Below are 24,801 nucleotides of genomic sequence, written 5' to 3'. Positions count from 1 at the left end.
CCTGTTCATGATTTGCGATAGATCCGTTCTGGTTTGACCAATGCTTCAAATTGATTGTCATAGGCCGAAAAATCCAGGGTTTCCTTACTGCCCAGCGCCAGGAACCCCCGATGACACAGGGACTCGTGAAACAAGCCGAATGCGCGACCCTGTAGTTTTTTATTGAAATAAATCAATACATTACGGCACGAAATTAATTGAGTTTCCGAGAATACGCTGTCGGTGGCCAAGCTGTGATCGGCGAAGGTCACGTTATCGCACAGGCTCTTGTCGAAAATGGCGTAGCCATAGGCCGCCGTGTAGTAATCGGCGAACGAACGCCGACCTCCGGCCTGCTGGTAGTTGTGAGTGTAGGCCCGGACATTCTCCAGGGAGAAAATCCCCTGCCTGGCTTTATCCAGCGAGCGCGGGTTGATGTCCGTGGCATAGAGGATGGTGCGATCCAGCAGGCCTTCTTCGCGCAGCAGAATCGCCATCGAATAAACTTCTTCGCCAGTGCTGCAACCGGCGATCCAGACCTTGATCGACGGATAAGTCTTGAGCAGGGGCACTACTTCCCGACGCAGCGCCAGGTAATGCGAAGGATCGCGGAACATTTCACTGACCGGGATCGTCAGCAATTGCAGCAGTTGCATGAATGCGGTCGGATCGTGCAGAACCTTCTCTTGCAGCGCCGAGATGGTCTTGCACTCGAACTGACTCAAGGCGTGATTGACCCGGCGTTTGATCGACGCGCCGGAATAATCGCGAAAATCGTAGCTGTACTTGAGGTAGATCGCCTCGACCAACAGCCTCAATTCGATTTCAGTGCGCTCCACTTAGATTCGTTCCATCTTGGGTAACCACACACGAATCAGTGAGAACAGGCGATCCAGGTCGATGGGCTTGGCCAGGTAGTCGTTGGAACCGGCCTGCAGGCAGCGCTCCTGATCATCCTTCATGGCCTTGGCCGTCACCGCAATGATCGGCAACTTGCGCCAGCGCGGGTCCTTGCGGATTTCGAGCGTGGCTTCGAAACCATCCATCTCCGGCATCATCACGTCCATCAATACCAGGTCAATGTCCTCGACTTCATTCAGTTTTTCAATCGCCTCACGACCGTTACGGCCAATGACCACGATAGCCCCCTTTTGCTCCAATGCACTGGTGAGGGCGAAGATGTTGCGTACATCGTCGTCCACCAGCAGCACTTTACGTCCTTCAAAAACCTTGTCGCGACTGCGGGCGGTCTTGAGCATCGCCTGGCGCTCCTGGGACAAGCGGGATTCTACTTTGTGCAGAAACAGTGTCACTTCGTCCAGCAAGCGCTCGGGCGAGCGCGCGCCCTTGATGATGATCGAACGCGAATACTTGCGCAGCTCGGCCTCTTCGTCCCGGGTCAGGTTACGTGCGGTGTAGACGATCACCGGCGGGAACGAGCAGATATCCTCGGTGGACATGCGTTTGAGCAAGTCGTTGCCGAGCATGTCAGGCAGCTTCAGATCGATGATCATGCAGTCGAAAATCGTGCTGCGCAGCAAGCCCAGCGCATCCTGCGCCAAGCCGACAGCGGTGATTTCAATGTCCTCGTCGCCGATCAATCGGGCGATGCTGTCACGCTGCACATCGTCGTCTTCAACCAGCAAGACCCGTTTGACCTTCTGCGTCAGTTTGGCTTCGAGGCGGGCAAACACATCCTTGAGTTCCTCGCGGGTGGTCGGCTTGACCGCATAACCGATGGCGCCCATGTGCATGGCGGCCTCGACACGGTCTTCGACTGAAATCACGTGCACCGGGATGTGCCGGGTTTCGGCATGTTCTTTCAGGCGCTGCAATACCGTCAGCCCGGAATGATCCGGCAGGCGCATGTCCAACAGAATCGCATCGGGGATGAACTGCCTGGCCAGATCGTAGCCTTCGTCGGCGCCGTGGGCCACCAGGCACTGATAACCCAGTTCATGGGCCAGGTCATAGAGGATGTGCGCAAAGTTCGGCTCATCCTCCACCACCAGAATGCAGCGAGTAGCGAATGGCGCCTTGTTGCGATCATCGTTGAAACGCGGAATGTCGACGTCGGCAATCAGTGGTCCAGGCGCAGCAACCACGGAGCTTTTCCACATAGCAGCCTGCATGGCAACTGGCGTGGCTTTCATCGTTTCGGCAGGCGTGTCGCCCGGCTCGACGTAGTGCTGCGGCAACACCAGGGTGAACACACTGCCCTGCCCAGGCGTGCTGGTCACGCTGATGGAGCCGCCCAATAACGTGGCCAGGTCACGAGAAATCGACAAGCCCAGGCCAGTGCCGCCGTAACGGCGATTGGTGGTGCCATCGGCCTGACGGAAAGCTTCGAAAATGCTTTCTTGCTGATCCGGGGCAATCCCGATCCCGGAGTCGCGAACGATAAAGGCGATGCCGTTGCCTGGGTAAGCAGCGACATTCAGGTTGACCGTGCCCTTATCGGTGAACTTCACTGCATTGGACAGCAGGTTCTTGATCACTTGCTCCAGGCGCTGGCGGTCGGTGAACAGCATCAGCGGTGCGTCGGCCTGCAAATGGACCTGGAAATCCAGTTTCTTGTCCGCCGCCAACGGCTGGAACATGCCATGCAGGCCTTCCACCAGACGCGCAACACTGGTGTTTTCCGCACGCACCTCGAGTTTGCCAGCTTCGACCTTGGAAATGTCGAGAATGTCGTTGATCAGGTTGAGCAAGTCGTTGCCGGCGGAGTAGATCGACTCGGCGAATTTGACCTGCTCGGCGCTGAGGTTTTCCTGCGGATTTTCCGCCAGCAGTTTGGCCAGAATCAACGAACTGTTCAGCGGCGTGCGCAGCTCATGGGACATGTTCGCGAGGAATTCGGACTTGTATTTGCTTGAGCGCTGCAGCTCTTCGGCGCGCGCTTCGAGCTCAACCTGGGCCTGATTCAGTTCGGTGTTCTTCAGGTCCATGGCATCGCGTTGCGCGGCCAGGATCTGCGCCTGCTCGGCGAGTTGCTCGTTGGTTTGCTCCAGCTCGACCTGTTGGGTTTGCAAGTGAGTCTGGGACTCCTTGAGAATCCGCGACTGCTCTTCCAGCTCTTCGTTGGCGCTCTTGAGTTCTTCTTGCTGAACCTGCAGCTCTTCATTGAGTTGCTGGGCTTCGGCCAGTACTTCCTGCAAGCGTTGACGATAGCGAGCGGCCTCGATCGAGGTGCCGATGTTGCCGGCAATCAATTCGAGCAGTTCGACGTCACGATCCGTCAGCGTGCGCAGGAAACCCAGTTCGATCACACCGTTGACACGATCGTCGTCGCTGGTCGGCACCACCAATACGCTATGCGGTAAACCTTCGCCCAAGCCGGAGCTGACTTTGAAGTAGTCGCCCGGTACGTCATCCAGACGAATCAAGCGCGCCTGTCGCGCCACTTGGCCGATAATCCCTTCGCCACTGTAAAGCTGCTGTTCAAGCGCTTCCTGTTCCCGGGAGAAACCGTAAGACGCGATGCGCTTCAGGCCACCATGGTCCTCACGGACATAGATCGCCGCGACAGCCGTCCCTAAATATTGGGCGCAGAACTGCAGAATGTTGCGCCCCAACAGATTGAGGGATAACTGCCCCAGGACTTGCTCGGCCAGTTCGGTCTGGCCGTTGCGTAACCAGGCTTGCTGTTCCAGGCGCCAGGCACTGGCCTGTTGTCCGGCGAGGTTGGCACTGTAACTTTGCGACAGTTTGAGCAAGTCCCGACGGCCAATGTAGGCCAACAACCCGCTGATACCGGCCACGAACAACAGATAAAGGGCGATGCTCCAGATCGTGGTGCGGCGCACTTCCTCGTTACGCGTGGTGCGCAACTGCTGTTCCATGTCGATCACGTCTTCGAATTGCTTGCGGATCTCATCGGTCAACCGTTTACCGCGTCCGGCCTTGACGGCGCCACGGTAGTCACCGCTGGCGCGCTGCAAATCGATCATCGATTGCGCGTAATGGGCCCATTCCGTCTGCAAGGCCTGGAGCCGGCGCAGACGATCAGTCTGCACCGGATTGTCGGCGGTCAATTCGAGCAAGGTATTGAGCGCGACGGTGATTCTCGGCTTGGCCGTCTCGTAGGGATCTAGGAAATGTTCGTCGCCACTGAGCAGGAACCCGCGCATACCGGTTTCCAGATCGACGGTCAGCTTTATCGCCTCATTGGCATTATTGATCACCCGGTCGGTGTGCTGGACCCACTGGATCACCGACAACAGGTAGGTAATCAGCGAAACGAAGAAAACCGCGCTGATGACGCCGACACCCAACGGCAGGCTGACGTTGCGGCTCAGGAGTTTACGGAATCGTTGCTCATCAACCGAGGACGCAGAGGTCATGGGGAGTCCTTGTCGAGGTGCTGAAAACCATCGAGTCTGCCCCAAAACTGCCGGGCTGATCCAATTTTCTGACATGTTTTGCGGCAAAAACCTGCATTTAGCTGCTCTGGGACAAAGGAGCGGTTATTCTGTGCGGCTCTTGTGCGGCTATTGTTTTTGTAACGCGTCGAGAACCTGGCGTGATTCGTCACTTACTCATGCAAGAGCCCGGCGGTTTCGATCGACCGGCATCCGCGAATTCAATCTTTGAGAGTCCCACTATGTCCACGAACGCCTCCACCATTCTAGTCGTCGAAGACGATGCCATCGTGCGCACGCTGATCGTCGATGTGCTGGAGGAATTGGAATTCCAAGTGCTTGCGGCGGATGGCTGTGAAATGGCGCTGGAATTCATCAACGATGAGGACCAGGACATCGACTTATTGATGACGGATGTGGGGCTGCCCGTCATGGACGGTCGGGAATTGGCCAAGCAGGCGCGCATGCTGCGTCCCGAATTGCCGATTCTGTTCGCCAGCGGCTATGCCGAAAGTATCGAGGTGCCTGACGGCATGCATATCATCGCAAAGCCATTTTCCATTGATCAGTTGCGGGACAAGGTCAAGGGTATTTTGATCTAACCCCCTTTGCCACCACTGGGCAATGACGCGACTCAAGCAATCGGGCGTTTGCGTTTAGCCTCCTGCCGCTCTCTGAAAGCGATGATGTCATTGACATCCACTTTAGCCAGTGGTCGTGCAGGTGTCGGAGTAGTGTCTGGCACAGGCGGCACTGCTTCCTGCTCGGCCACCGCCTCGTTACCAAAATCGACGCCAAGCCCGTTGATATCAGTCAGCGGCTGACGGAATTTATTGCCCACGTCTCGACCACTGCCTTTCAATGGATTGACCTCACTCGCCATGATCGCTCGGTTGATTGCTTTGGGGTTGGGAATGAACTTTCCGGTCTTGTCATAAGCGCCGAGGATCAAGGCAGGTGTTAAATCGACGGCATAGTTGATTTCCAAAGGAGGCAATTGTTTTAACCCGGAATCGGGGCGAAACGCCAGTTCGGTATTGGCGTACAAATGAAATCCCTCCAACTGACGAGCATCGACGAAATAGGTATACCCACCTTTCTGGCCCCCATACACAAAGGCCCCTGCGCCGTCTTTCTGGTAAAAAGCCGAGGTTGAGATCCCGGCGCCATCAAGATCGAGTGCATCGTGCGCCCCCCCATAACCCCCTTTGAAGCCGTTAACCTGGTTGAGATCCCTGATCGGCGTGCGTTGGGTAAAACCCTTTTCAAATATTACCGTTGGGTCGCGCATGTCCCCGCGAAATACAAAACCCTGGTAAATAAAGCCCTTTTCCGGTCCGGAAAGTCTCACCACCTGCGAGTTCGTGGCGAGAGACTGCGCCACATTGGGCCCACCCGCCAACTCCGACAGGTAGCCTGCGACAAGCACCCCCTTACCCGCTTCAGGTATCTCTTTGCCAGCAGTACTCGCCAACTGATGGCTGATGCTGCCTGCGGGTCTGCGCACCACCGAGGGTCTGTTGCTGCGCTTTAGGGTTTCGAGCACTCGGCGGCTGATGTTTTTCCTGGCAACCGCAGAAAGAGCCTTACCCAAGAGTTTTTCGGCAATGGGACCGGCGAGTTCAGCCAGTACCCCAATTGCCGCGTTGATCCTCAGTCGCTCCGCCTCGGAAGGGTCATCAGAGATCTCGGCACGGATCAAATCAGTCGCCGACGCCCCAATTCCCAACAAAAAGGGAACCAGCATTCGAATCGGTGCAGATACCCACGCCGCCGTTCCTCCGGTCGGAATCGAAACCGCGAACGCAATGCATTGCAGCAGATACCCGGCTACTTCCAGTGCAATATCAGTCATACGCTCGGCGCGGGTTGATACCAATGTATCGATGTCCGTCAACGCTCGCACGATTTGCCGGTCAAAAAGGTCTTTGCCAATGTCCGCACTGGCTCGAAATACAAGCTCTCGATAGTTTGGGCGCGTCGCGAACAAGGGGAACTCCATTCCACGATATTTGAAATCACAGACGTAAGGTTTCTGTTGGGCGCTCAATGGAACACGCTTCAACAGACGCTTTTGCAGTTCCGGATGGTTTTCCAGAAACCTTCCGCGCTCGTCATGCCCGGCGGGAAATTCGATGGCAGCACTGTCTTCGCCCAAAAAAAACAACACGCCGCGATCCAGATTGCTGCGCCCGATAAACACGGCGTTATCGACCTCAAGATCCGGGTCGCTGTGCAAGTTAAGAAGGCGCGCAGGGATCAAGCCTTTGAGATACTCAAGGGCAATTATCCTGTCTTCCATTGAGCGAGCGTCACTCTTAATGAACTCTACGACCAGCTTGTTGAGTTCGGCTTTTTTTAGCAATCGCCCAAAAGCGTGCGCCGCAGGATGCTGTAAGCTTTCGGCAACATACTTTTTGAAGTCAGCCTGATAGTCGGCCCCCTCCAAAGTCTTTACAAGCTTGGCAGGATAGTAGGAAGGCCATTGTATTTCAGAGTACCCCCTGTCTTTGAGTACACGATAATGATAGCCGGTGCATAGTTCTGCCAATGTAAATTTTCTCTCCTTCCAGTGGGCGGAATCTTTTTCAGCTTTAAGCATGTCACTGCGACTGGGTTGTTTAACTTCTATATATTTAATCATCACTTCTGAATCATACTTTATCCGCGACCTGTTTTTTTCGTCAGGCACTAGCGCTTGCACAGCCTCATCAATGCGATCACGAATAAAATAGGCTGGATCAAAGCTGGCTGGGTCAGCGACAACCGAACAGCCATGCAATATTTCGTCACTCAGATTTTTCACATCAACACCATCAACATCTTTTTCATCGAGCGAACTGATTTCGAATGTTCTGGTTTTCGCCATTGGCACAGGTTCCTCCTCCCCCAGATCACTTAGAGGGTCCAGCAGCCATAGAAGCGAATATTGATCTTCGGCATCGTCGTAAATACCAGGTAAATCCACTGTCATAAGTGACTCCTGCGAACAGCAACAAAGCACGAACTGCACTTCCCCATTACTGCAAGCCAGGCACAACCGTAATCACCCTCAACCCAACAGTAAATCGTGGAGATGTTATTAATAATTACAACACAACAAAAAACAATAACTCAGAATTCCCAACATTTGTAAAATACACTTACACAGCAATTCTTGATAAGCGCAAGATAACAAAAGAGGATCTCCCAAACATAAAACCCAAAACAAATGGATTTATCATGATCATCAAACATGCCAACTCACCGACTCAAAGATATTTGTCCAGATCTGTCCCCGGCACCGTCATTCAAAATCACCATTTTCAAAGCGACAACAATGAGCGAATGGAGGCTGTATATAAACTCAATCAGCGCGGAGAAAAACCTGGTTCTTCGCAAGCAATCACGCTGGCAGGTGCCGTCATCTCTCTTGAGTCCGGATCGACGCTTGAAGACGCTCTGCAACCCGGCAGGGAATTGCTGCAAAAAATGTCCGAACAAACCGCCTTCAAAAAATTAAAGGCTACCCTCCAACTTCCCGAGCACTCACTGTTCGAAGTAACTTCCGAAGGCGAAATAAACGCAAGATACTCAGGTAAAACAATTGGCTTTGCGAACGCATTCAAACTTGCACCGGAACTGAAAGATGATCTTCATACATTGGTTGAAATGACGCAATTGACCGGTGGCATCATCTCTCTCGCTGACCATGTCGAATTGACGCAATGGCTGAGATTCCATGGTTACATCATTCCCCAAACCGCCGCCGAAAGTTCCAGGCTGACAGAATTCATGAAGCTGAAGCCTCCAGTGAGTCCACCGCTTGGTCACTATTGGGAAATGATCAAAGCCGGAGACAATTCAGTCACTCTTTCTGCCGTTCAGCGCAGCGAATTCCGCAAACTCATCAGCAGTTACATCAAGGATCAGTCGTTACTTGAGCATCTGGTAAATGACATTTTGGGCGGGTGGTCTACGCCCTTCAAACGTTCGGAAGCTGAGGATATTCTTGAAAAACTTGTGTCCAGTCCTATCGCTTTTTACTGGGCCAACGCTTATGTGCGGGATCTGGGTTGGTATGGAGCGCAAGAAAACCAACCCCAACCCGATGAGTCGCTCAAGCAAATGATACTGACTTCGCTCTTGCTCAATCTTCATCCCGGAGTCGGCGAACAAGAGCCTCGCAACCATGTGGCAGGTTTCAACTTATATGCTGTCGAACACATGGAAAAATCCTTCGCCGATGTTCAAACGAAATTCGAAAGGCACCTGATCGAGAATCACCGGATTACCGAAAGAGATGCGGCACTGGCCGCTCATCTGTTGCTGGCAGAGGCCGCACCGGAATTTCTGATAAAGGATCTGCCTCCCACCCTGTTATTGGGCACGCCGCCATGGGTCGATTTTTGCCAGATCGTCGCGGTGGAGGAAATCATTGCGCCGGGATCGACGCGCTCGATGACTTATGCGCAGCTACAACAACTGTTGAAGTTTGACGCTGTCTCTGAATCGCGAAAGACGCTCGACGCTCTGGCTGCCATGGATCCTGTGATTGATTGGGCATTGCTTAACAGAATCGTCACGCCGGATGACGTAGAGAAGTCGGTCACAGACTCGCTTGAAGTGGCAGTAGGCGCGTATTTCCGACATGCCAAGACGCTTGCCGAAACGGCCGAAACATTGTCTCGCCCTCTGCCGACTCGCAAAAGCATCTCACTGGATATCCTCAAGCAGGTCGCCAAAGGATGTACCTATCTTGAAAACGACGTCCTTCACCAAAAGAAAAATCGACCGCTGGAGGACACTTACGCGGACCCGTTTCCCGCATCGCCTGTAGAACTGCACATGTCCAATGATCTGGGGACCGGTGACTGGGATCTGAAGAGTGGTGAAAGCATCTACAAAGCGTTTCCCAGCATGCTTGCAAACCTGATTCCTCCTGATGGTGAGTTCTACCGTCAGTTCAATCACGCCTATGTGTCTCATGTACAAGCAATGAACATGCATGTGAAGCAGGCTTTTTCATCAGTGCCACTGCCTGATAGGACACGCCTGCTAAAAGGCAAGGTCACGATATTCACCGTAAGACCGTCAGTGGCGAAACTCCAATCGATCACCAGCCTTCCCATGAATCTCATAGCGTCGACCCTTGACACGGTCCTGAAAGTGACCCAGCGCAAACCGACGGAAAGTCATAAGGACATAGATGAGGCAAAGGGTCGATACGGTGTAGTCATCTGTTCACATTTCGAAGGCCGAGTGACGTGTTACGAATTATTCACCTTGCACGGAACCTGTCGCGAAAACACCCGGCTGGCAGAGCTTATCCAAGGAGAAAACCTTTTAAGCACAACCGTTCGCAGCAATGAGAAAAACTACTCTGCTCCTGCAAAAGTGCTTCAGCTGCCTACGAACATCGAGTGTTATACCCATGGAGTCACACCCGGCCTCGTCAACGTCAGTCAGGGTGTGATCGAAAAAGTCGGTGAATTGTCAGCGTCTCCACTGGCGCCAGAAATCAACGGTTATTACCAGAGTTTCTATTCGACAGAGTTCGACCGCTTGGTGAATTTCGTACTCAAGCACAGACCCGTCGCGACCTACGATGAATTGGTGAAAGAGTGCTGGGGACAGACCAGGCTGGAGGCATTGCGCGCAAAACGGGAAAAGGACCTGGATACGTTTCTCAATTTTGTCGTGCCCTTCAAATCATGTATCGAAGACCTGAGCTCAGACGATCTGGATCGACAATTCCAAGGGGTGGCGGCCTGCACTTTAGAAGCCGCGATGACCGTTCTGTTAGTGGTTGGAGCCGTCGCTCAGATTGCCAGCCTGGCCGCCAAAAGCATGAGCATTGCTACCAAGGCCAGCAAGATCGCTTCGACGGGACTCGGATTGGTGAGCAACCTGTTCAATCCGTTGGATGGAGCATCCGACTTGCTTTTACATGGCGCAAAACTGTTGCGCAAAACGTGGCGCAGCAGCGTGGCCGCACTGGATAACGCGATTTTCGACACGCGCAAATGGTCGAGCGTAACGCCACACCGCCAACTGGCCGCCACTATCGACCCTGACACTATTCGCCTGGGAACCTGGCGTCCCGCGCAAACTTCCCAGGATGTCTTCCAGGTATGGGGTATACGCCACAATGACGAATGGTATGCGCTGAACCGATTGGGCCAGCCTTGGGGAGCCAAACTGGAAAATTTCAATTACAAATTCAAACTGCCTACCCTGCCGTGGCACAGGATCATGCCCAAAAGCTACACTTATCGTTACATGAAGAAGGCGATTCCCGCAGCCAAATCCAAACTGGACAGTGCCATCCATTTGTTGGCCGATGTAGAGTCAAACGACGAAGTTCGCAAGGTTCTAAAATATCTGTTCGGGACGGGATCCGACGAAGCCGCTCAACATATCGGGCTCAAACTGCGGGCAATGCGCAAGGATCTCGATGCTTTCACGCTCTCTAATGTGTCGTTCAGAAAAGCCGACGTCAGCGCGGTGGCAGCACTGAATGTGCCTGATTACAGGCGGTGGAAGAAGGCGGTAATCAATGGGACTACACATAAAGAATCAATCAAGAAATTCATCAAGATTTACCCGGAACACCTGGATGATTTTTATCGCTCAAGCAAATACGATGAATCCAGAATTGCGGATGTGTTGATTCATGAAATGTCACATGGCGCGCCTGGCACACTCGATCTGTATTATGGAAAAACGCTGGATCGCGTTGAATTCGACGCTGCACCATTAATTGATTTTGCGCGTAACCCTCGTATGATTGAACCGTCTTTTTCGAATCCTTACAGGACAGTGGTCACGGAAGAGTTTACTCACCTGCACCAGTTTGAATCCATTCGCCCCAGTCTCCCGACGCTGGTTCAGAAGCATCCAGCCTTATACAACGCGGACTCTTATGAAGTAGCGGTTTCCTTGATTGACCAAATCAAATCCGATCCTTTTGGATTTGGCGTAAATATGGCTACCATCGAGACTGCGCTACGCAACACCCCAGCCGACAAATTCCTGGGCACATTAGAAATTAATCTGTGCAGAGTATCGGATTGACTTTTTGCTCTCGATGCAAAGATAAATGGCGATTGATAGATAAAAAATGCCTCTCGCTCAGGACTGGCATTTGTGGGATTCCACGCAGGATTAAAATCATCCAGCGCTGTGGTTTAATTGCGTCCCGGCAACCGGACCGATTATCCGCCCCAAGGAATACCGATGACTCAAACCTCTGCAAAAGTCCTGGTCATTGGCTACGTCTGGCCCGAGCCCCGCTCTTCAGCGGCCAGCGGGCACGTCATGCAGATCCTCGAAACGTTCTTGCAGCAAGGCTGGGACATTACCTTCAGCAGCCCGGCCGGCACCGGTGAACACCGTGCGGACCTGACCGTGCTAGGCATTCGCGAAGTGCCGATCGAGCTCAACAACAGCAGTTTCGACGCGTTTATCCGCGAACTGGCACCGGATATCGTGCTGTTCGATCAGTTCATGATGGAGGAACAGTTCGGCTGGCGAGTAGAGAAACACTGCCCCGCCGCCCTGCGCGTGCTGGAGACCTCCGATCTGCAAAGCCTGCGAGATGCCCGGCACCAGCGACTCAAGGAGCGCTTGAAGGCCAGTGACGACGTAGATGATTTCAGCGAGTTATTCGCCCCGGCACTGCGTGAAGAGTTCGAGCTCATGGCCGAGACCGATCTGGCTAAACGGGAGATCGCCGCGCTGTATCGCTGCGACTTGAACCTGATGATCTCCGAAGTCGAGATCGAATTGCTGGTCGAGCAGTTCGGGCTGCCGCGACAACTGCTGCACTGGTGCCCCTTGATGGTCGAACCGCTGACCACCGCGTTGCCGGCGTTTGAGGAGCGCACGCATTTCCTGAGCATCGGTAACTTCCGCCACGCCCCCAACTGGGACGCCGTGCTCTGGATGAAAACCACGATCTGGCCGCTGATTCGTGCGCAGTTGCCAGAGGCGCAACTGCATATCTATGGCGCCTATACACCGCCCAAAGCTACCGCCCTGCACAATGCGACCCAAGGGTTTCATGTGATGAACTGGGCAGAAGATGCCTTGCAAGTCATGTCCGCGGCCCGAGTGTGCCTGGCACCGTTACGTTTCGGTGCAGGCATCAAAGGCAAGATCGTCGACGCCATGCTGTGCGGCACACCCAATGTCACCACTCCGATTGGCGCAGAAGCGATGCACCGCGAACAGCCGTGGCCGGGCGCAGTGACCCGAACCGCGCGTGAGTTCGCCGATTGTGCGGTTCGTCTTTATAAAGACAAAGACCTCTGGATGAGTGCCCAATCCCATGGGCAGACGTTATTAGCCGATCGCTATCAGCCGTCGATACATGGCCCGGCGTTGATCGAAAAGCTGCTGTATTGCCAACAACACCTGGCACAACTTAGAAGGGATAACTTTACCGGTAGTATGTTGCGCCACCACTTCCACAAAAGCACGAAATACATGGCACAGTGGATTGAAGCAAAGAACCGCACGCCATAAAACCGCCACACACTTCGTATCAAGCCGATTATTGGCGAGCATTATTTAAGTTGCTATAAACATCCTGCAAGCGCCACTCTAAACCACCTCACAACAGGTGGCGCTTTTTCTATCAATCAATGCAAGGATGCATTAATGAACAACAGTATTTTAGAGAACCATTCAACTAATAACTGGATGACCGTCACGCCGACCATTGACACTTTATCGCTCGTTGAACTGACTCTGCCAGGCACCCATAATGCGGGCTGTGATTGGTTGGCATCCTATTCATTGCCCAGACACTGGCTGGCGTGTCAGCACAAACCGTTTTATGCACAACTGAACAACGGTGCGCGTGCACTCGATGTCCGATTGACGTACGACGCTAGCGCACCGGGCCTAGGTAAATTCCGCTTCCAACACGGTGGCAACCTCTCTTCTCGCACCTTGGGGGAGCTGGTTACCGACGTAAATCAATTCCTTAAGGAGAACCCCGACGAGTTCATTATCCTGGACTTTCACGAACTGAGTGGAGATAAAGAGGCGTTTGATTTTGCTTACTTCAACTCCATGATGATCCGCTTTCTGGGCCATCACATGATTCCCACCAGAAATATGTACCTGAGCCTCAACCAACTCAAACAAATCAGTGCGGTGCAAAGAGTGTTGGTCGCGACCCCATGGCACAGCGCACTTGATCCAGGTTTATTTTGCGAGAACATCCAGCACAAATGGAGTGGCAGCAATCTCACCAGTGCCGCCGAGTTGAAAAGGCACATTATTGAAGTTTTGAAAAGCCCGCCAGGCACTTGGGCGCCCTGGTCGCTTTCCGCCACCAGTTTTAGCGTGCTTGCCGGTCCTGTAGATATTCAGGGTCATCTTGATTCCTGGTTTGACCCGGCAAAATCCGACTGGGCGGAAAAGTGCAACATTATCAATGTCGACTTCATTGAAGAGTCGAAACTTGTTTCTTATTGCCGAACGGCCAACCTGAAAAAAGCCACCCAGAAAATCTAATAACCATCGCGCCACTCAATGGAATTATATTTGTGTAAATATTTCCATGACTGGCAATACTGCGTTGCACTTCTATGCTGGGTCATGAAAGCCTTTAACCGAGGCGAACAATACGGATGTGGCACACCGTCACATCCGACACATGACTTCTTCGTCCCACGGATGGGACGAGGTCAACGACAAGGAACTGTCATGACCCACAACTCCACGATCACGTTCGACAAACAAAAATGGATGAGCAACGTACTGGATATCGATCAGTTGAAGCTGACCGACATTGTCTGGCCTGGCACGCACAATGCCGGCATGGACAAAAAAGCGCCAAACTATGAAGTGGTGATCGGCAACTGGACAACCTGCCAGAACGATTCATTTGCCTGGCAACTGGCCAATGGCGCGCGGGCTTTCGATCTGCGGCTCGGCTACACATTCGGACCTGTAGAGCCGGTGTTTTACTTTCATCACAATGGGTTGCAGTCTCATCGAATCCTCGATGAACTGATCGATGCGGTATCGGCTTTCCTCGATCGAAATCCGGATGAATTCATCGTGCTGGACTTTCATCAACTTGGACTCGCAGGCAAGCCCTTCGAGTATCAGAAACTCAACGATGTGCTGGTGCGTCGTCTTGGGCGTCGAATCATCCCGCACAGCGACGCGTTGAAAACCGTGGGTGAACTCAAGCGCACCAGTTCTATACGGCGCATCGTCATGGCGGCCCAAGGCGCGCCGGGGCTGGACAGCGAGTACTTCTGGCCGCGCATACCGCACAAGTGGCGCGACCAGGCGTTCACTGATACCAGCGAGCTGCGTAGCCATATCGCTACAACCCTTGAAGATGCGCCCTACGAAACATTTCTCTGGTCGCTGTCGGCGACCACCTATTCGCTATTGGGCGGCCCGCAGCACATAAAAAGCCAAATCAATGACTGGTTCAGTACAACGGGCGACTGGATAACCCGTTGCAGCATCATTAACATCGACTTTTTCGACGAGTGCGAAATTGTCCGCTACTGCTGGATAGCCTCCAGCATGAAAGCCGTGTATGGCCGCTCGTTGCATGAACCGTCCTGAACGGTCAACGTCGCAGGCTGGTACAGAGAGCCTGGAAAGAGGCATGATCAACGGGCGATAACAATAAAAGTGCCTTGACAAATAAAAGTGCCCTGACAAATAAAAGTGCCGACATGAGCCGACCAGCCAGAGTTACCGATCCTTCCTACGAATTGATGGACGACCATAACGGGTTGTCCATCATTTATCGTCAGCACGGCTTCCCCTGCCCTTTGGTGCGCTGGCATTTCCACAAGGAATACGAACTGCACCTGATCGTCGCCAGCTCCGGCAAGGTGTTCATCGGTGACTACATCGGCAACTTCTACCCGGAAACGCTGTTCCTGACCGGACCCAACCTGCCCCACAACTGGATCAGCCAGGTCGCCGAAGACGAAGTGGTGCCCAAACGCGACATGCTGGTCAACTTCACTGACGAACTGTTTGAAAGCGGCCATCAGGTGTTCGCCGAGCTCAAGACGCTTGCACCCTTGCTGGAGCGCGCGCAGTACGGCATCGAGTTTCGCTGCAAACGCACGATCCGCCAGGCCATGACCCTGATGCAGCGCATCGCCGATACCAAGGGCATGACCCGGCTCGGGCACTTTTTCATTCTGCTGGAGTTGCTGGCGGCGTCCGATGACTATCAGTTGCTGTCCGGTGCCACGACGCCGCAATTGGCTGATGAACACAATATCGACCGCACCAACCGGGCGGTGGATTACATCTTTGCCCATTACGCCCGCGATCTGCCCTTGGAAGAAGTCGCCGAGCACTTGGGCCTGAAGCCGACCTACTTCAGCCGCGTGTTCAAACAGGCCACCGGGCGCTGCTTTATCGAATTCGTCAATCGCCTGCGCATCAGCAAATCCTGCGAGCTGCTGGCCGATGGCGACAAAACGGTGACCGATGTGTGTTTCGAGTCGGGTTTCAATAATATTTCCAACTTCAACCGGCGTTTTCAACAGCTCAAGGGCATGACCCCGTCGCACTACCGGCGATTGGCGGTGCAGCGTTTGACTGAGCAAAACCACGGTTAAAAGCAAGATCAAAAGATCGTCCGAACGCGGCCCGAGCCTTCGGCAGCTCCTACATTGGAATCGTGCAAGACCCGACGCGTGTCGGTAACGCAAACGCATCCCCTGCAGGAGCTGCCGAAGGCTCGGGCCGCGTTCGGACGATCTTTTGATTTCAGCCCTACAAACCTGTACGGATTCAATCGGTACTAATCGCTAAAACATCGCTCTCTAAGCTTCTTGCCCTGAACTCCAGTGCAAAAAAGTATCGATGACAGTGCGATGGATGATTTGTCAGCCCATCAATTGAAGGCTGTAATCAGTGCACATTCTTCCCTCCGCAGGAAGACACAAAAACAATAACTGTCCTTCTGTAACCCTCCGGGTGCAGAAAAGGAGTGCACGATGCAACCTTCTGTAAAAGCTCTGCTTGCTCTCACCTGCATGACCCTCAGTAGCGTCAGCCTCGGCGCCCAGACACTGACCATTGCCACCGTCAACAACAGCGACATGATCCGCATGCAAAAACTCTCGAAAACCTTCGAGGTCGAACATCCGGATATCAAGCTCAATTGGGTGGTGCTCGAAGAAAACGTCCTGCGCCAACGCCTGACCACCGACATCGCCACCCAGGGCGGGCAGTTCGATGTGTTGACCATCGGCATGTACGAAGCCGCACTCTGGGGCGCCAAGGGTTGGCTGGAACCAATGAAGGACTTGCCGGCCACCTACGCCCTCGACGACGTGTTCCCTTCAGTGCGCGAGGGCCTTTCGGTCAAGGGCTCGCTCTATGCCCTGCCGTTCTACGCGGAGAGCTCCATCACCTATTACCGCACCGACCTGTTCAAGGACGCCGGGCTGACCATGCCCGAACGCCCGACCTGGACGCAGATCAGCGAATTTGCCGGCAAACTCACCCATAAAGACAAAGAACAGTACGGCATCTGCCTGCGCGGAAAAGCTGGCTGGGGCGAGAACATGGCCCTGATCACCACCATCGCCAATGCTTACGGCGCACGCTGGTTCGATGAGAAATGGCAGCCGGGATTCACCGACCCCGAATGGAAAAACGCGCTGAACTTATACGTCGACACCATGAAGAAGTTCGGCCCCCCTGGCGCGTCGAGCAACGGTTTCAACGAAAACCTGGCGCTGTTCAACAGCGGCAAGTGTGCGATCTGGGTCGACGCCAGCGTCGCCGGTTCGTTCGTCACCGACAAGACCCAAAGCAAGGTCAGCGATCACGTCGGCTTCACCTACGCCCCCCATGAAACCACCGACAAAGGTTCGGCCTGGTTGTATTCCTGGGCGCTGGCCATTCCGACCAGCTCCAAGGCCAAGGACGCGGCGAAAACCTTCAGCACCTGGGCTACTTCCAAGGAGTACGGCGCGCTGGTCGCGGAGAAGGACGGCATCGCTAACGTGCCGCCGGGCACTCGCGCTTCGACCTACACCGAGGCCTACAGGAATGCCGCGCCGTTCGCCAAGGTGACGCTGGAATCGCTGAAAGCGGCGGACCCGACCAAACCCTCCCTCAAGCCCGTGCCCTACGTCGGCATCCAGTTGGTGACCATTCCTGAGTTCCAGGCCGTGGGCACCCAGGTTGGCAAGCTGTTCTCGGCAGCGCTGATCGGCCAGACCACGGTCGACCAGGCTTTGACCGCCGCCCAGTCAACCACCGAACGTGAGATGAAGCGCGCCGGTTATCCCAAATAACCCGCGCTCCTACAGTTGATCTTCATCTGCCTGTTCCCAATCGGTTGTGATCGCCATGAATATTTCAACGCTCAAAGCTCATATGGACATTCCCCTGCCGGCACTTAAAAGCCGGTTGACCAACCCCGGCTGGTTTCTGGTCAGCCCTTCGGTAGCATTGTTGCTGCTGTGGATGATCGTGCCGCTGGGCATGACCGTTTACTTTTCAATGATTCGCTACAACCTGCTCTACCCCGGTGAAAACCAGTTCGTGGGGCTGGAGAACTTCAGCTACTTTCTGAGCGATTCGGGCTTCCTGCCCGGCGCCACCAACACCCTGTTACTGGTGGGCAGCGTGTTGCTGATCAGCGTGGTGTTCGGCGTGTTGATCAGCGCGTTGCTGGAGGCCAGTGAGTTTCTCGGTCGCGGCATCGTGCGGGTGATGTTGATCTCGCCGTTCTTCATCATGCCCACTGTCGGCGCGCTGATCTGGAAGAACCTGATTTTCCATCCGGTGTCGGGGATTCTCGCCTACATCTGGAAGCTGTTCGGCGCGCAGCCGGTGGACTGGCTGGCGCACTACCCGCTGCTGTCGATCATCATCATTGTCTCGTGGCAATGGCTGCCCTTCGCGATCCTGATCCTGATGACCGCCATGCAGTCCCTCGATCAGGAACAGAAAGAAGCCGCGCGTCTGGACGGTGCTGGCCCCATTGCGATCTTCTGGCACCTGACCCTGCCGCATCTGGCCCGGCCGATTGCGGTGGTGGTGATGATTGAAACCATCTTCCTGCTCTCGGTGTTCGCCGAAATTTTCACCACCACCAACGGTGGCCCCGGTTACGCCTCGACCAACCTCGCCTACCTGATCTACAACCAGGCGCTGGTGCAGTTCGACGTCGGCATGGCGTCCGCCGGTGGTTTGATCGCGGTGTTGATTGCCAATGTCGCGGCCATCGTGCTGGTGCGGATGATCGGCAAAAACCTGACAGACAAAGCCTGAGGCCTGCGCCATGACTCTTCAACAATCCCGTCGTCTGCAAAGCCTGCTGCTAGGCACCCTGGCCTGGGCCATTGCGATCCTGGTTTTCTTCCCGATCTTCTGGATGGTGCTGACCAGTTTCAAAACCGAAATCGACGCGTTCGCCACGCCGCCGCAGTTCATCTTCACGCCGACGCTGGAGAACTACCTGCACATCAACGAGCGCAGCGATTACTTCAGCTTCGCCTGGAACTCGGTGGTGATTTCCTTCAGCGCCACGGCGTTATGCCTGCTGATCGCGGTGCCGGCGGCCTACTCGATGGCGTTCTACGAAACCCAGCGCACCAAAGGCACGCTGCTGTGGATGCTCTCCACCAAGATGCTGCCGCCGGTGGGCGTGCTGATGCCGATCTACCTGCTGGCCAAGAGCTTTGGCCTGCTGGATACGCGCATCGCGCTGATCGTGATTTACACGCTGATCAACCTGCCGATTGTGGTCTGGATGATTTACACCTACTTCAAAGACATCCCCAAGGACATCCTCGAAGCCGCACGCCTGGACGGCGCAACGCTGTGGCAGGAAATGATCCGGGTGCTGTTGCCGATTGCCAAGGGAGGCCTGGCTTCCACGGTGTTGCTGTCGCTGATCCTGTGCTGGAACGAGGCGTTCTGGTCGCTGAACCTGACCTCGTCGCAGGCCGCGCCACTGACCGCGTTGATCGCCTCGTACTCAAGCCCCGAAGGTCTGTTCTGGGCCAAGTTGTCGGCAGTGTCGACCCTGGCCTGTGCGCCGATCCTGATCTTCGGCTGGATCAGCCAGAAACAATTGGTCCGCGGCCTGTCGTTCGGCGCCGTGAAATGAGGCGCACCCACCCCCTGTAGGAGCCAGGCTTGCCGGCGAAGGCGTCCGTGTGATCGCCTTCGCCGGCAAGCCTGGCTCCTACAAAAAGCCCACCCGGCTCAACTGAATAACAACAAACGGAGGCCCATCATCATGGCCAACCTGAAAATCAAAAATCTGCAAAAAGGCTTCGAAGGTTTTTCCATCATCAAGGGCATCGACCTCGAAGTGAATGACAAGGAGTTCGTGGTATTCGTCGGCCCGTCGGGCTGCGGCAAATCCACCCTGCTGCGGCTGATCGCCGGTCTTGAAGAAGTCAGCGGCGGCACCATCGAATTGGATGGCCGCGACATCACCGAAGTCAGCCCGGCCAAGCGCGACCTGGCCATGGTGTTCCAGACCTACGCCCTGTACCCGCACATGAGCGTGCGCAAAAACATGTCGTTCGCTCTGGACCTGGCCGGTGTAGCAAAAGCCGAAGTCGAGAAGAAAGTCGGCGAAGCGGCGCGCATCCTTGAACTCGGGCCGATGCTGGAGCGCAAGCCGAAGCAACTGTCCGGTGGCCAGCGTCAACGTGTGGCCATCGGCCGGGCGATCGTGCGCAACCCGAAAATCTTTCTGTTCGACGAACCGCTGTCCAACCTCGACGCCGCCCTGCGGGTGCAGATGCGCCTGGAACTGTTGCGCCTGCACAAAGAACTGCAAGCCACGATGATCTACGTGACCCACGACCAGGTCGAAGCCATGACCATGGCCGACAAAGTCGTCGTTCTCAATGGCGGCAAGATCGAGCAAGTCGGTTCGCCCCTGGACCTGTATCACCAGCCGGCCAACCTGTTTGTCGCAGGCTTCCTCGGCACGCCGAAAATGGGTTTCCTCAAGGGCAAAGTCACCCGCGTCAACGGCCAAAGCTGCGAAGTGCTGCTGGACGCCGGCACCCGCATCACCCTGCCGCTGAGCGCTGCCAACCTGAGCGTCGGCGGCGCGGTGACCTTAGGGATTCGCCCTGAACATCTGCAGCTGGCACAACCCGGCGACTGCACCCTGCAAGTCACCGCCGACGTCAGCGAACGCTTGGGCAGCGACACCTTCTGCCACGTCCTGACGTCTTCCGGCGAAGCGCTGACCCTGCGCGTTCGCGGCGATCTGGCCAGCCGTTATGGCGAAACCCTGAGCCTGCACCTGGATGCTGAACACTGCCATTTATTCGATGCCGACGGCGTGGCGCTGACCCGCCCGTTGCGCGCCGCAGCCTGATCCGAGAGCATGTGATGAAACTTAATAAACACAACCTCAACCGCCTCGCCCCCGAGGTGGCCCTGCCCGCTTACACCCTGAGCGATACCCGCCAGGGCATCGCGCACATTGGCGTCGGCGGTTTCCATCGCGCGCATCAGGCGTATTACACAGACGCCTTGATGAATACCGGCGAAGCACTGGACTGGGCCATTTGCGGAGTCGGTCTGCGCGCCGAAGATCGCCGTGCCCGGGACGATCTCAGAGAGCAGGATTATCTGTTTACCCTGTTCGAACTCGGCGATGCCGATGACGCTGAAGTGCGGGTTATCGGCGCCATCCGCGACATGCTGCTGGCCGAAGACAGCGCCGAGGCGCTGATCGACAAACTCGCTGATCCAGACATCCGCATCGTCTCGCTGACCATCACCGAAGGAGGCTATTGCATAGATGACAGCACCGGCGAGTTCATGGCGCACCTGCCGCAGATCCAGCACGATCTGGCTCACCCGAACGCACCGAAAACCGTGTTCGGTTTCCTCTGCGCCGCACTGGCCAAACGTCGTGCAGCGGGTACGCCCGCGTTCACGCTGATGTCCTGCGATAACCTGCCGCACAACGGCGCCGTGACCCGTAAAGCCCTGCTGGCATTCGCAGCCCTGCGCGACGCCGATCTGCGCGATTGGATCGAGTGTCATGTCAGTTTTCCCAACGCCATGGTCGACCGCATCACGCCGATGACCAGCACCGAGCATCGTCTGCAACTGGCCGACAAACATGCGGTCGATGACGCTTGGCCGGTGGTCTGCGAACCGTTTGTGCAGTGGGTGCTGGAAGACAAATTCGTCAACGGTCGCCCGGCCTGGGAAAAGGTCGGCGTGCAGTTCACCGACGACGTCACGCCTTACGAAGCGATGAAGATCAAACTGCTCAACGGCAGCCATCTGGCTCTGACCTATCTGGGCTTTTTGAAGGGTTACCGCTTCGTTCACGAAACCATGAACGACCCGCTGTTCGTGCGCTACATGCGCGCCTACATGGACCTGGACGTGACGCCGCAATTGGCGCCGGTGCCGGGGATCGACCTGACAGAATACAAAAACACGTTGGTGGCGCGTTTCTCCAATCAGGCGATTGCCGATCAGCTGGAGCGGGTGTGTTCGGATGGCTCGTCGAAGTTTCCGAAGTTCACCGTGCCGACCATCAACCGCTTGATTGCCGATGGGCAGGAGACCAAACGTGCGGCGCTGGTGGTCGCGGCATGGGCGCTGTACCTCAAAGGCGTGGATGAGAATGGCCAGACCTATGCGATTCCGGATCCACGGGCGGCGTTCTGTCAGGCGCTGGTGGCCGATGATGTGTTGATCACTCAGCGGTTGCTGGAGGTTGAGGAGATTTTCGGGACAGCGATTCCGCGTTCACCGGAGTTCGTGGCGGCGTTTGAGTGGTGCTGTAACTGCTTGCGTGATGTGGGTGTGACGCGGACGCTGGAGCGGGTGCTGGCGTGAGAATGGTGGTGAATTGACCGCCGTCATCGCGAGCAGGCTCGCTCCCACATTGGATCGTTGTCGAACACAAATCCTGTGTCCTCTAAACATCTCCTGTGGGAGCGAGCCTGCTCGCGATTAGGCTCACTGATATCGACCTGACGATCCAAGGATCTTCCATGGCAAACCAACAACTATTCCTCGGCATCGACTGCGGCACCCAAGGCACCAAAGCCGTCGTCCTCGACGCGCACAGCGGCCAGGTCCTCGGTCAGGGCGCCGCCGCCCATAGCCTGATCAGCGGCGCCAACGGCCGTCGCGAGCAAGACACCGCCCAATGGCTGGAGGCCTTTACCCTCGCCACCCGCCGCGCATTGTCCGCAGCGAATGTAGACGGTCAGGCCATCCTCGGCATCGGCGTTTCCGGCCAGCAGCATGGCCTGGTGCTACTCGACGATCACGGTCAGGTGCTGCGCCCGGCCAAGCTCTGGTGCGACACCGAGTCCAGGCCGGAGAACGACCGCTTGCTCGCCCATCTGGGCGGCGAAAAAGGCTCACTGGAACGCCTCGGCATCGTCATCGCGCCGGGCTACACCGTGTCCAAACTGCTCTGGACCAAAGAACAACATCCGGAAGTGTTCACCCGAATCGCGCGTATTATGCTGCCCCATGACTACCTCAACTACTGGCTCACCGGCCGCAGTTGCAGCGAGTACGGCGATGCCTCGGGCACCGGCTATTTCAACGTGCGCACCCGCCAGTGGGACTTGCAATTGCTGCGCGACATCGATCCCACCGGACGGCTGCAAGCCGCGCTCCCGGAGCTGATCGATGCCCATCAACCGGTCGGCACGCTCCTGCCGAGCATCGCCGAACACCTCGGCATCAACCCCATAGCGCTGGTCTCCAGCGGCGGCGGCGACAACATGATGGGCGCGATCGGCACCGGCAATATAAAGCCCGGCGCGATCACCATGAGCCTCGGCTCCTCGGGCACGGTCTATGCCTATGCCGAGCAAGCGAACGTCAGCCCGGATGCCTCGGTCGCGACGTTTTGTGCCTCCAGCAGCGGCTGGCTGCCGCTGATTTGCACGATGAACCTGACCAATGCGACCGGCGCAATTCGCGAGTTGTTCGAATTGGATATCGAAGCGTTCAACGCCTTGGTCGAGCAGGCGCCGATCGGTGCCGACGGCGTGTGCATGCTGCCGTTCCTCAATGGCGAACGCGTCCCCGCCCTGCCCCATGCCAGTGGCAGCCTGCAGGGGCTGACCATGACCAACCTGACCCGGGCCAACCTGTGCCGCGCCGTGGTGGAAGGCACCACCTTCGGTTTGCGTTACGGGCTAGACCTGCTGCGCCAGAATGGCTTACAAAGCCGCAGCATCTGCCTGATCGGCGGCGGCTCGAAGAGCCCGGTGTGGCGACAGATCGTCGCTGACATCATGAATACACCCGTGATCTGTACCGAACACAGCGAAGCCGCGGCCCTCGGCGCAGCGATTCAGGCGGCGTGGTGCAAGTCCTGGGCAAACGGTCACGAAGACAGCCTGGCGGACTTGTGCGAGCGCTGCGTAAAGCTCGATCTGGCCAGTGAAACCTTACCGATTGCAGAAAATGTGGTGGCCTGTCAGCAGGCCTACGAACGCTATCAACAGCATGTCGCAACCCTTTAAAGAGCGAGCAATTATGTATCTGGTGTGTGGCGAAGCGCTATTCGATTTCTTCAGCGAAGACGATGCCAGCGGCCTGGCATCCAAAGTGAATTTCAAGGCAATCGCCGGCGGCTCGCCGTTCAACGTGGCGGTGGGTTTGCGCCGTTTGGGCGTGGACGCCGCGCTGTTTGGCGGGCTGTCGACCGATTATCTCGGCCGACGCTTGCGGCAAGTGCTGCAGGATGAAGGTGTGCGCCCGGACTACCTCGTGGACTTTGCCGCGCCGACCACTTTGGCGATGGTGGCGGTCGGTGCCAATGGCTCGCCCCATTACAGCTTCCGTGGCGAAGGCTGCGCTGATCGGCAGTTGAGCCTGGCGCATCTGCCAGAGCTTGGGCCTGAAGTGCGCGGTTTGCACGTCGGATCGTTCTCGCTGGTGGTGCAACCGATTGCCGATACTTTGCTGGCGCTGGTGCAACGGGAAAGCGGCAAACGCCTGATCAGCCTCGACCCGAACGTACGCCTCAATCCCGAGCCGAACCTTGAGTTGTGGCGGTCGCGAATTGCCACGCTGGTGGAGCTGGCGGATCTGATCAAGGTCAGCGACGAAGACTTGAGCCTGTTGTATCCCGAGCAGGATCCTCAGCGCGTGATCGAAGGCTGGCTGCAGCATCGCTGTCAGTTGGTGTTCCTGACCCGTGGCGGCGAAGGCGCAACGGTGTTCAGCCGTGCCCACGGTTCGTGGTCGGTGCCGGCCTGCTCGGTGAAAATTGCCGACACCGTGGGGGCTGGCGATACGTTTCAGGCGGCGCTGATTACTTGGCTGACCGAGCAGCAGCTGGATTCGGTTGATGGTTTGCAACAGCTGAGTCGTGAGCACATTGACGCAATGCTCAGGTTTGCGGTCAGCGCCGCCGCCCTGACCTGCAGCAAGACCGGGCCGGATTTGCCGTATCGACAACAATTAAAGTTGGGCTGAGTCCAATGGC

16 protein-coding genes are annotated in these 24,801 nt (G+C 55.9%); 13 read left to right on the top strand and 3 right to left on the bottom strand.

Features of this window, described 5'->3' with window-relative positions; genetic code table 11:
* Positions 1 to 5 precede the first annotated feature (5 nt).
* Complete coding sequence (locus ACYZT2_RS14480) at positions 6 to 818, bottom strand: CheR family methyltransferase (RefSeq protein WP_461964966.1); 813 nt, start codon at positions 816 to 818, stop codon at positions 6 to 8.
* The gene (locus ACYZT2_RS14475) at positions 819 to 4,322 is read right to left on the bottom strand and encodes a response regulator (RefSeq protein WP_461964964.1); all 3,504 of its coding nucleotides are present in this window, start codon (positions 4,320 to 4,322) and stop codon (positions 819 to 821) included.
* A 260-nt stretch (positions 4,323 to 4,582) separates the two neighbouring features.
* Between ACYZT2_RS14475 and ACYZT2_RS14470 the strand changes: the two genes are divergently transcribed.
* Positions 4,583 to 4,942: a response regulator gene (locus ACYZT2_RS14470; protein ID WP_461964962.1), complete on the top strand. Its 360-nt coding sequence runs from the start codon at positions 4,583 to 4,585 to the stop codon at positions 4,940 to 4,942.
* Positions 4,943 to 4,974: 32 nt separating this feature from the next.
* Here ACYZT2_RS14470 and ACYZT2_RS14465 read toward each other — a convergent pair whose 3' ends face one another.
* Complete coding sequence (locus ACYZT2_RS14465; RefSeq protein WP_461964960.1) at positions 4,975 to 7,314, bottom strand: hypothetical protein; 2,340 nt, start codon at positions 7,312 to 7,314, stop codon at positions 4,975 to 4,977.
* A 248-nt stretch (positions 7,315 to 7,562) separates the two neighbouring features.
* Here ACYZT2_RS14465 and ACYZT2_RS14460 point away from each other — a divergent pair, with 248 nt between their 5' ends.
* From ACYZT2_RS14460 to ACYZT2_RS14405, 12 genes are all read left to right on the top strand, one after another.
* Complete coding sequence (locus tag ACYZT2_RS14460; protein ID WP_461964958.1) at positions 7,563 to 11,396, top strand: hypothetical protein; 3,834 nt, start codon at positions 7,563 to 7,565, stop codon at positions 11,394 to 11,396.
* Between the two features lie 162 nt (positions 11,397 to 11,558).
* The gene (locus ACYZT2_RS14455; RefSeq protein ID WP_461964956.1) at positions 11,559 to 12,848 is read left to right on the top strand and encodes a glycosyltransferase; all 1,290 of its coding nucleotides are present in this window, start codon (positions 11,559 to 11,561) and stop codon (positions 12,846 to 12,848) included.
* 135 nt (positions 12,849 to 12,983) lie between these two features.
* Complete coding sequence (locus ACYZT2_RS14450) at positions 12,984 to 13,847, top strand: phospholipase (RefSeq protein WP_461964954.1); 864 nt, start codon at positions 12,984 to 12,986, stop codon at positions 13,845 to 13,847.
* Positions 13,848 to 14,039: 192 nt separating this feature from the next.
* Entirely contained in the window at positions 14,040 to 14,921 is an 882-nt protein-coding gene (locus ACYZT2_RS14445) for a phospholipase (RefSeq protein ID WP_461964952.1), read from the top strand.
* A gap of 113 nt (positions 14,922 to 15,034) precedes the next feature.
* Positions 15,035 to 15,940 (top strand): helix-turn-helix domain-containing protein, encoded by a 906-nt coding sequence (locus ACYZT2_RS14440; protein WP_461964950.1) that lies wholly within the window; start codon positions 15,035 to 15,037, stop codon positions 15,938 to 15,940.
* A 381-nt stretch (positions 15,941 to 16,321) separates the two neighbouring features.
* Positions 16,322 to 17,632 carry an ABC transporter substrate-binding protein gene (locus tag ACYZT2_RS14435; RefSeq protein ID WP_461964948.1) on the top strand — a complete coding sequence of 437 codons (1,311 nt, stop codon included), beginning with the start codon at positions 16,322 to 16,324 and terminating at the stop codon, positions 17,630 to 17,632.
* Between the two features lie 55 nt (positions 17,633 to 17,687).
* Positions 17,688 to 18,614, top strand: coding sequence for a carbohydrate ABC transporter permease (locus ACYZT2_RS14430; RefSeq protein WP_461964946.1), 927 nt, complete (start codon positions 17,688 to 17,690; stop codon positions 18,612 to 18,614).
* Positions 18,615 to 18,624: 10 nt separating this feature from the next.
* Positions 18,625 to 19,455, top strand: coding sequence for a carbohydrate ABC transporter permease (locus ACYZT2_RS14425; RefSeq protein ID WP_461964944.1), 831 nt, complete (start codon positions 18,625 to 18,627; stop codon positions 19,453 to 19,455).
* A gap of 132 nt (positions 19,456 to 19,587) precedes the next feature.
* Positions 19,588 to 20,691: an ABC transporter ATP-binding protein gene (locus ACYZT2_RS14420; protein WP_461964942.1), complete on the top strand. Its 1,104-nt coding sequence runs from the start codon at positions 19,588 to 19,590 to the stop codon at positions 20,689 to 20,691.
* Between the two features lie 14 nt (positions 20,692 to 20,705).
* Positions 20,706 to 22,178, top strand: a complete 1,473-nt coding sequence (locus tag ACYZT2_RS14415; RefSeq protein WP_461964940.1) for a mannitol dehydrogenase family protein — start codon at positions 20,706 to 20,708, stop codon at positions 22,176 to 22,178.
* Between the two features lie 158 nt (positions 22,179 to 22,336).
* Positions 22,337 to 23,833, top strand: a complete 1,497-nt coding sequence (gene xylB / locus ACYZT2_RS14410; RefSeq protein WP_461964938.1) for a xylulokinase — start codon at positions 22,337 to 22,339, stop codon at positions 23,831 to 23,833.
* A 13-nt stretch (positions 23,834 to 23,846) separates the two neighbouring features.
* Positions 23,847 to 24,791 carry a carbohydrate kinase family protein gene (locus ACYZT2_RS14405; RefSeq protein ID WP_461964936.1) on the top strand — a complete coding sequence of 315 codons (945 nt, stop codon included), beginning with the start codon at positions 23,847 to 23,849 and terminating at the stop codon, positions 24,789 to 24,791.
* The last annotated feature ends 10 nt before the right edge of the window (positions 24,792 to 24,801 follow it).

The organism is Pseudomonas sp. MDT1-85, assembly GCF_054898065.1.
Note: the sequence above shows the minus strand (reverse complement) of the source record. Positions and strands in the feature narration are given on the sequence as shown.

What these genes read in the sequence shown, in the direction of transcription:
- ACYZT2_RS14435 (WP_461964948.1), top strand. Translation starts at nt 16,322, where the DNA reads ATGCAACCTTCTGTAAAAGCTCTGCTTGCTCTCACCTGCATGACCCTC.
- ACYZT2_RS14425 (WP_461964944.1), top strand. Translation starts at nt 18,625, where the DNA reads ATGACTCTTCAACAATCCCGTCGTCTGCAAAGCCTGCTGCTAGGCACC.
- ACYZT2_RS14470 (WP_461964962.1), top strand. Translation starts at nt 4,583, where the DNA reads ATGTCCACGAACGCCTCCACCATTCTAGTCGTCGAAGACGATGCCATC.
- ACYZT2_RS14415 (WP_461964940.1), top strand. Translation starts at nt 20,706, where the DNA reads ATGAAACTTAATAAACACAACCTCAACCGCCTCGCCCCCGAGGTGGCC.
- ACYZT2_RS14460 (WP_461964958.1), top strand. Translation starts at nt 7,563, where the DNA reads ATGATCATCAAACATGCCAACTCACCGACTCAAAGATATTTGTCCAGA.
- xylB (WP_461964938.1), top strand. Translation starts at nt 22,337, where the DNA reads ATGGCAAACCAACAACTATTCCTCGGCATCGACTGCGGCACCCAAGGC.
- ACYZT2_RS14430 (WP_461964946.1), top strand. Translation starts at nt 17,688, where the DNA reads ATGAATATTTCAACGCTCAAAGCTCATATGGACATTCCCCTGCCGGCA.
- ACYZT2_RS14405 (WP_461964936.1), top strand. Translation starts at nt 23,847, where the DNA reads ATGTATCTGGTGTGTGGCGAAGCGCTATTCGATTTCTTCAGCGAAGAC.
- ACYZT2_RS14450 (WP_461964954.1), top strand. Translation starts at nt 12,984, where the DNA reads ATGAACAACAGTATTTTAGAGAACCATTCAACTAATAACTGGATGACC.
- ACYZT2_RS14475 (WP_461964964.1), bottom strand. Translation starts at nt 4,322, where the DNA reads ATGACCTCTGCGTCCTCGGTTGATGAGCAACGATTCCGTAAACTCCTG.
- ACYZT2_RS14465 (WP_461964960.1), bottom strand. Translation starts at nt 7,314, where the DNA reads ATGACAGTGGATTTACCTGGTATTTACGACGATGCCGAAGATCAATAT.
- ACYZT2_RS14445 (WP_461964952.1), top strand. Translation starts at nt 14,040, where the DNA reads ATGACCCACAACTCCACGATCACGTTCGACAAACAAAAATGGATGAGC.
- ACYZT2_RS14455 (WP_461964956.1), top strand. Translation starts at nt 11,559, where the DNA reads ATGACTCAAACCTCTGCAAAAGTCCTGGTCATTGGCTACGTCTGGCCC.
- ACYZT2_RS14440 (WP_461964950.1), top strand. Translation starts at nt 15,035, where the DNA reads ATGAGCCGACCAGCCAGAGTTACCGATCCTTCCTACGAATTGATGGAC.
- ACYZT2_RS14420 (WP_461964942.1), top strand. Translation starts at nt 19,588, where the DNA reads ATGGCCAACCTGAAAATCAAAAATCTGCAAAAAGGCTTCGAAGGTTTT.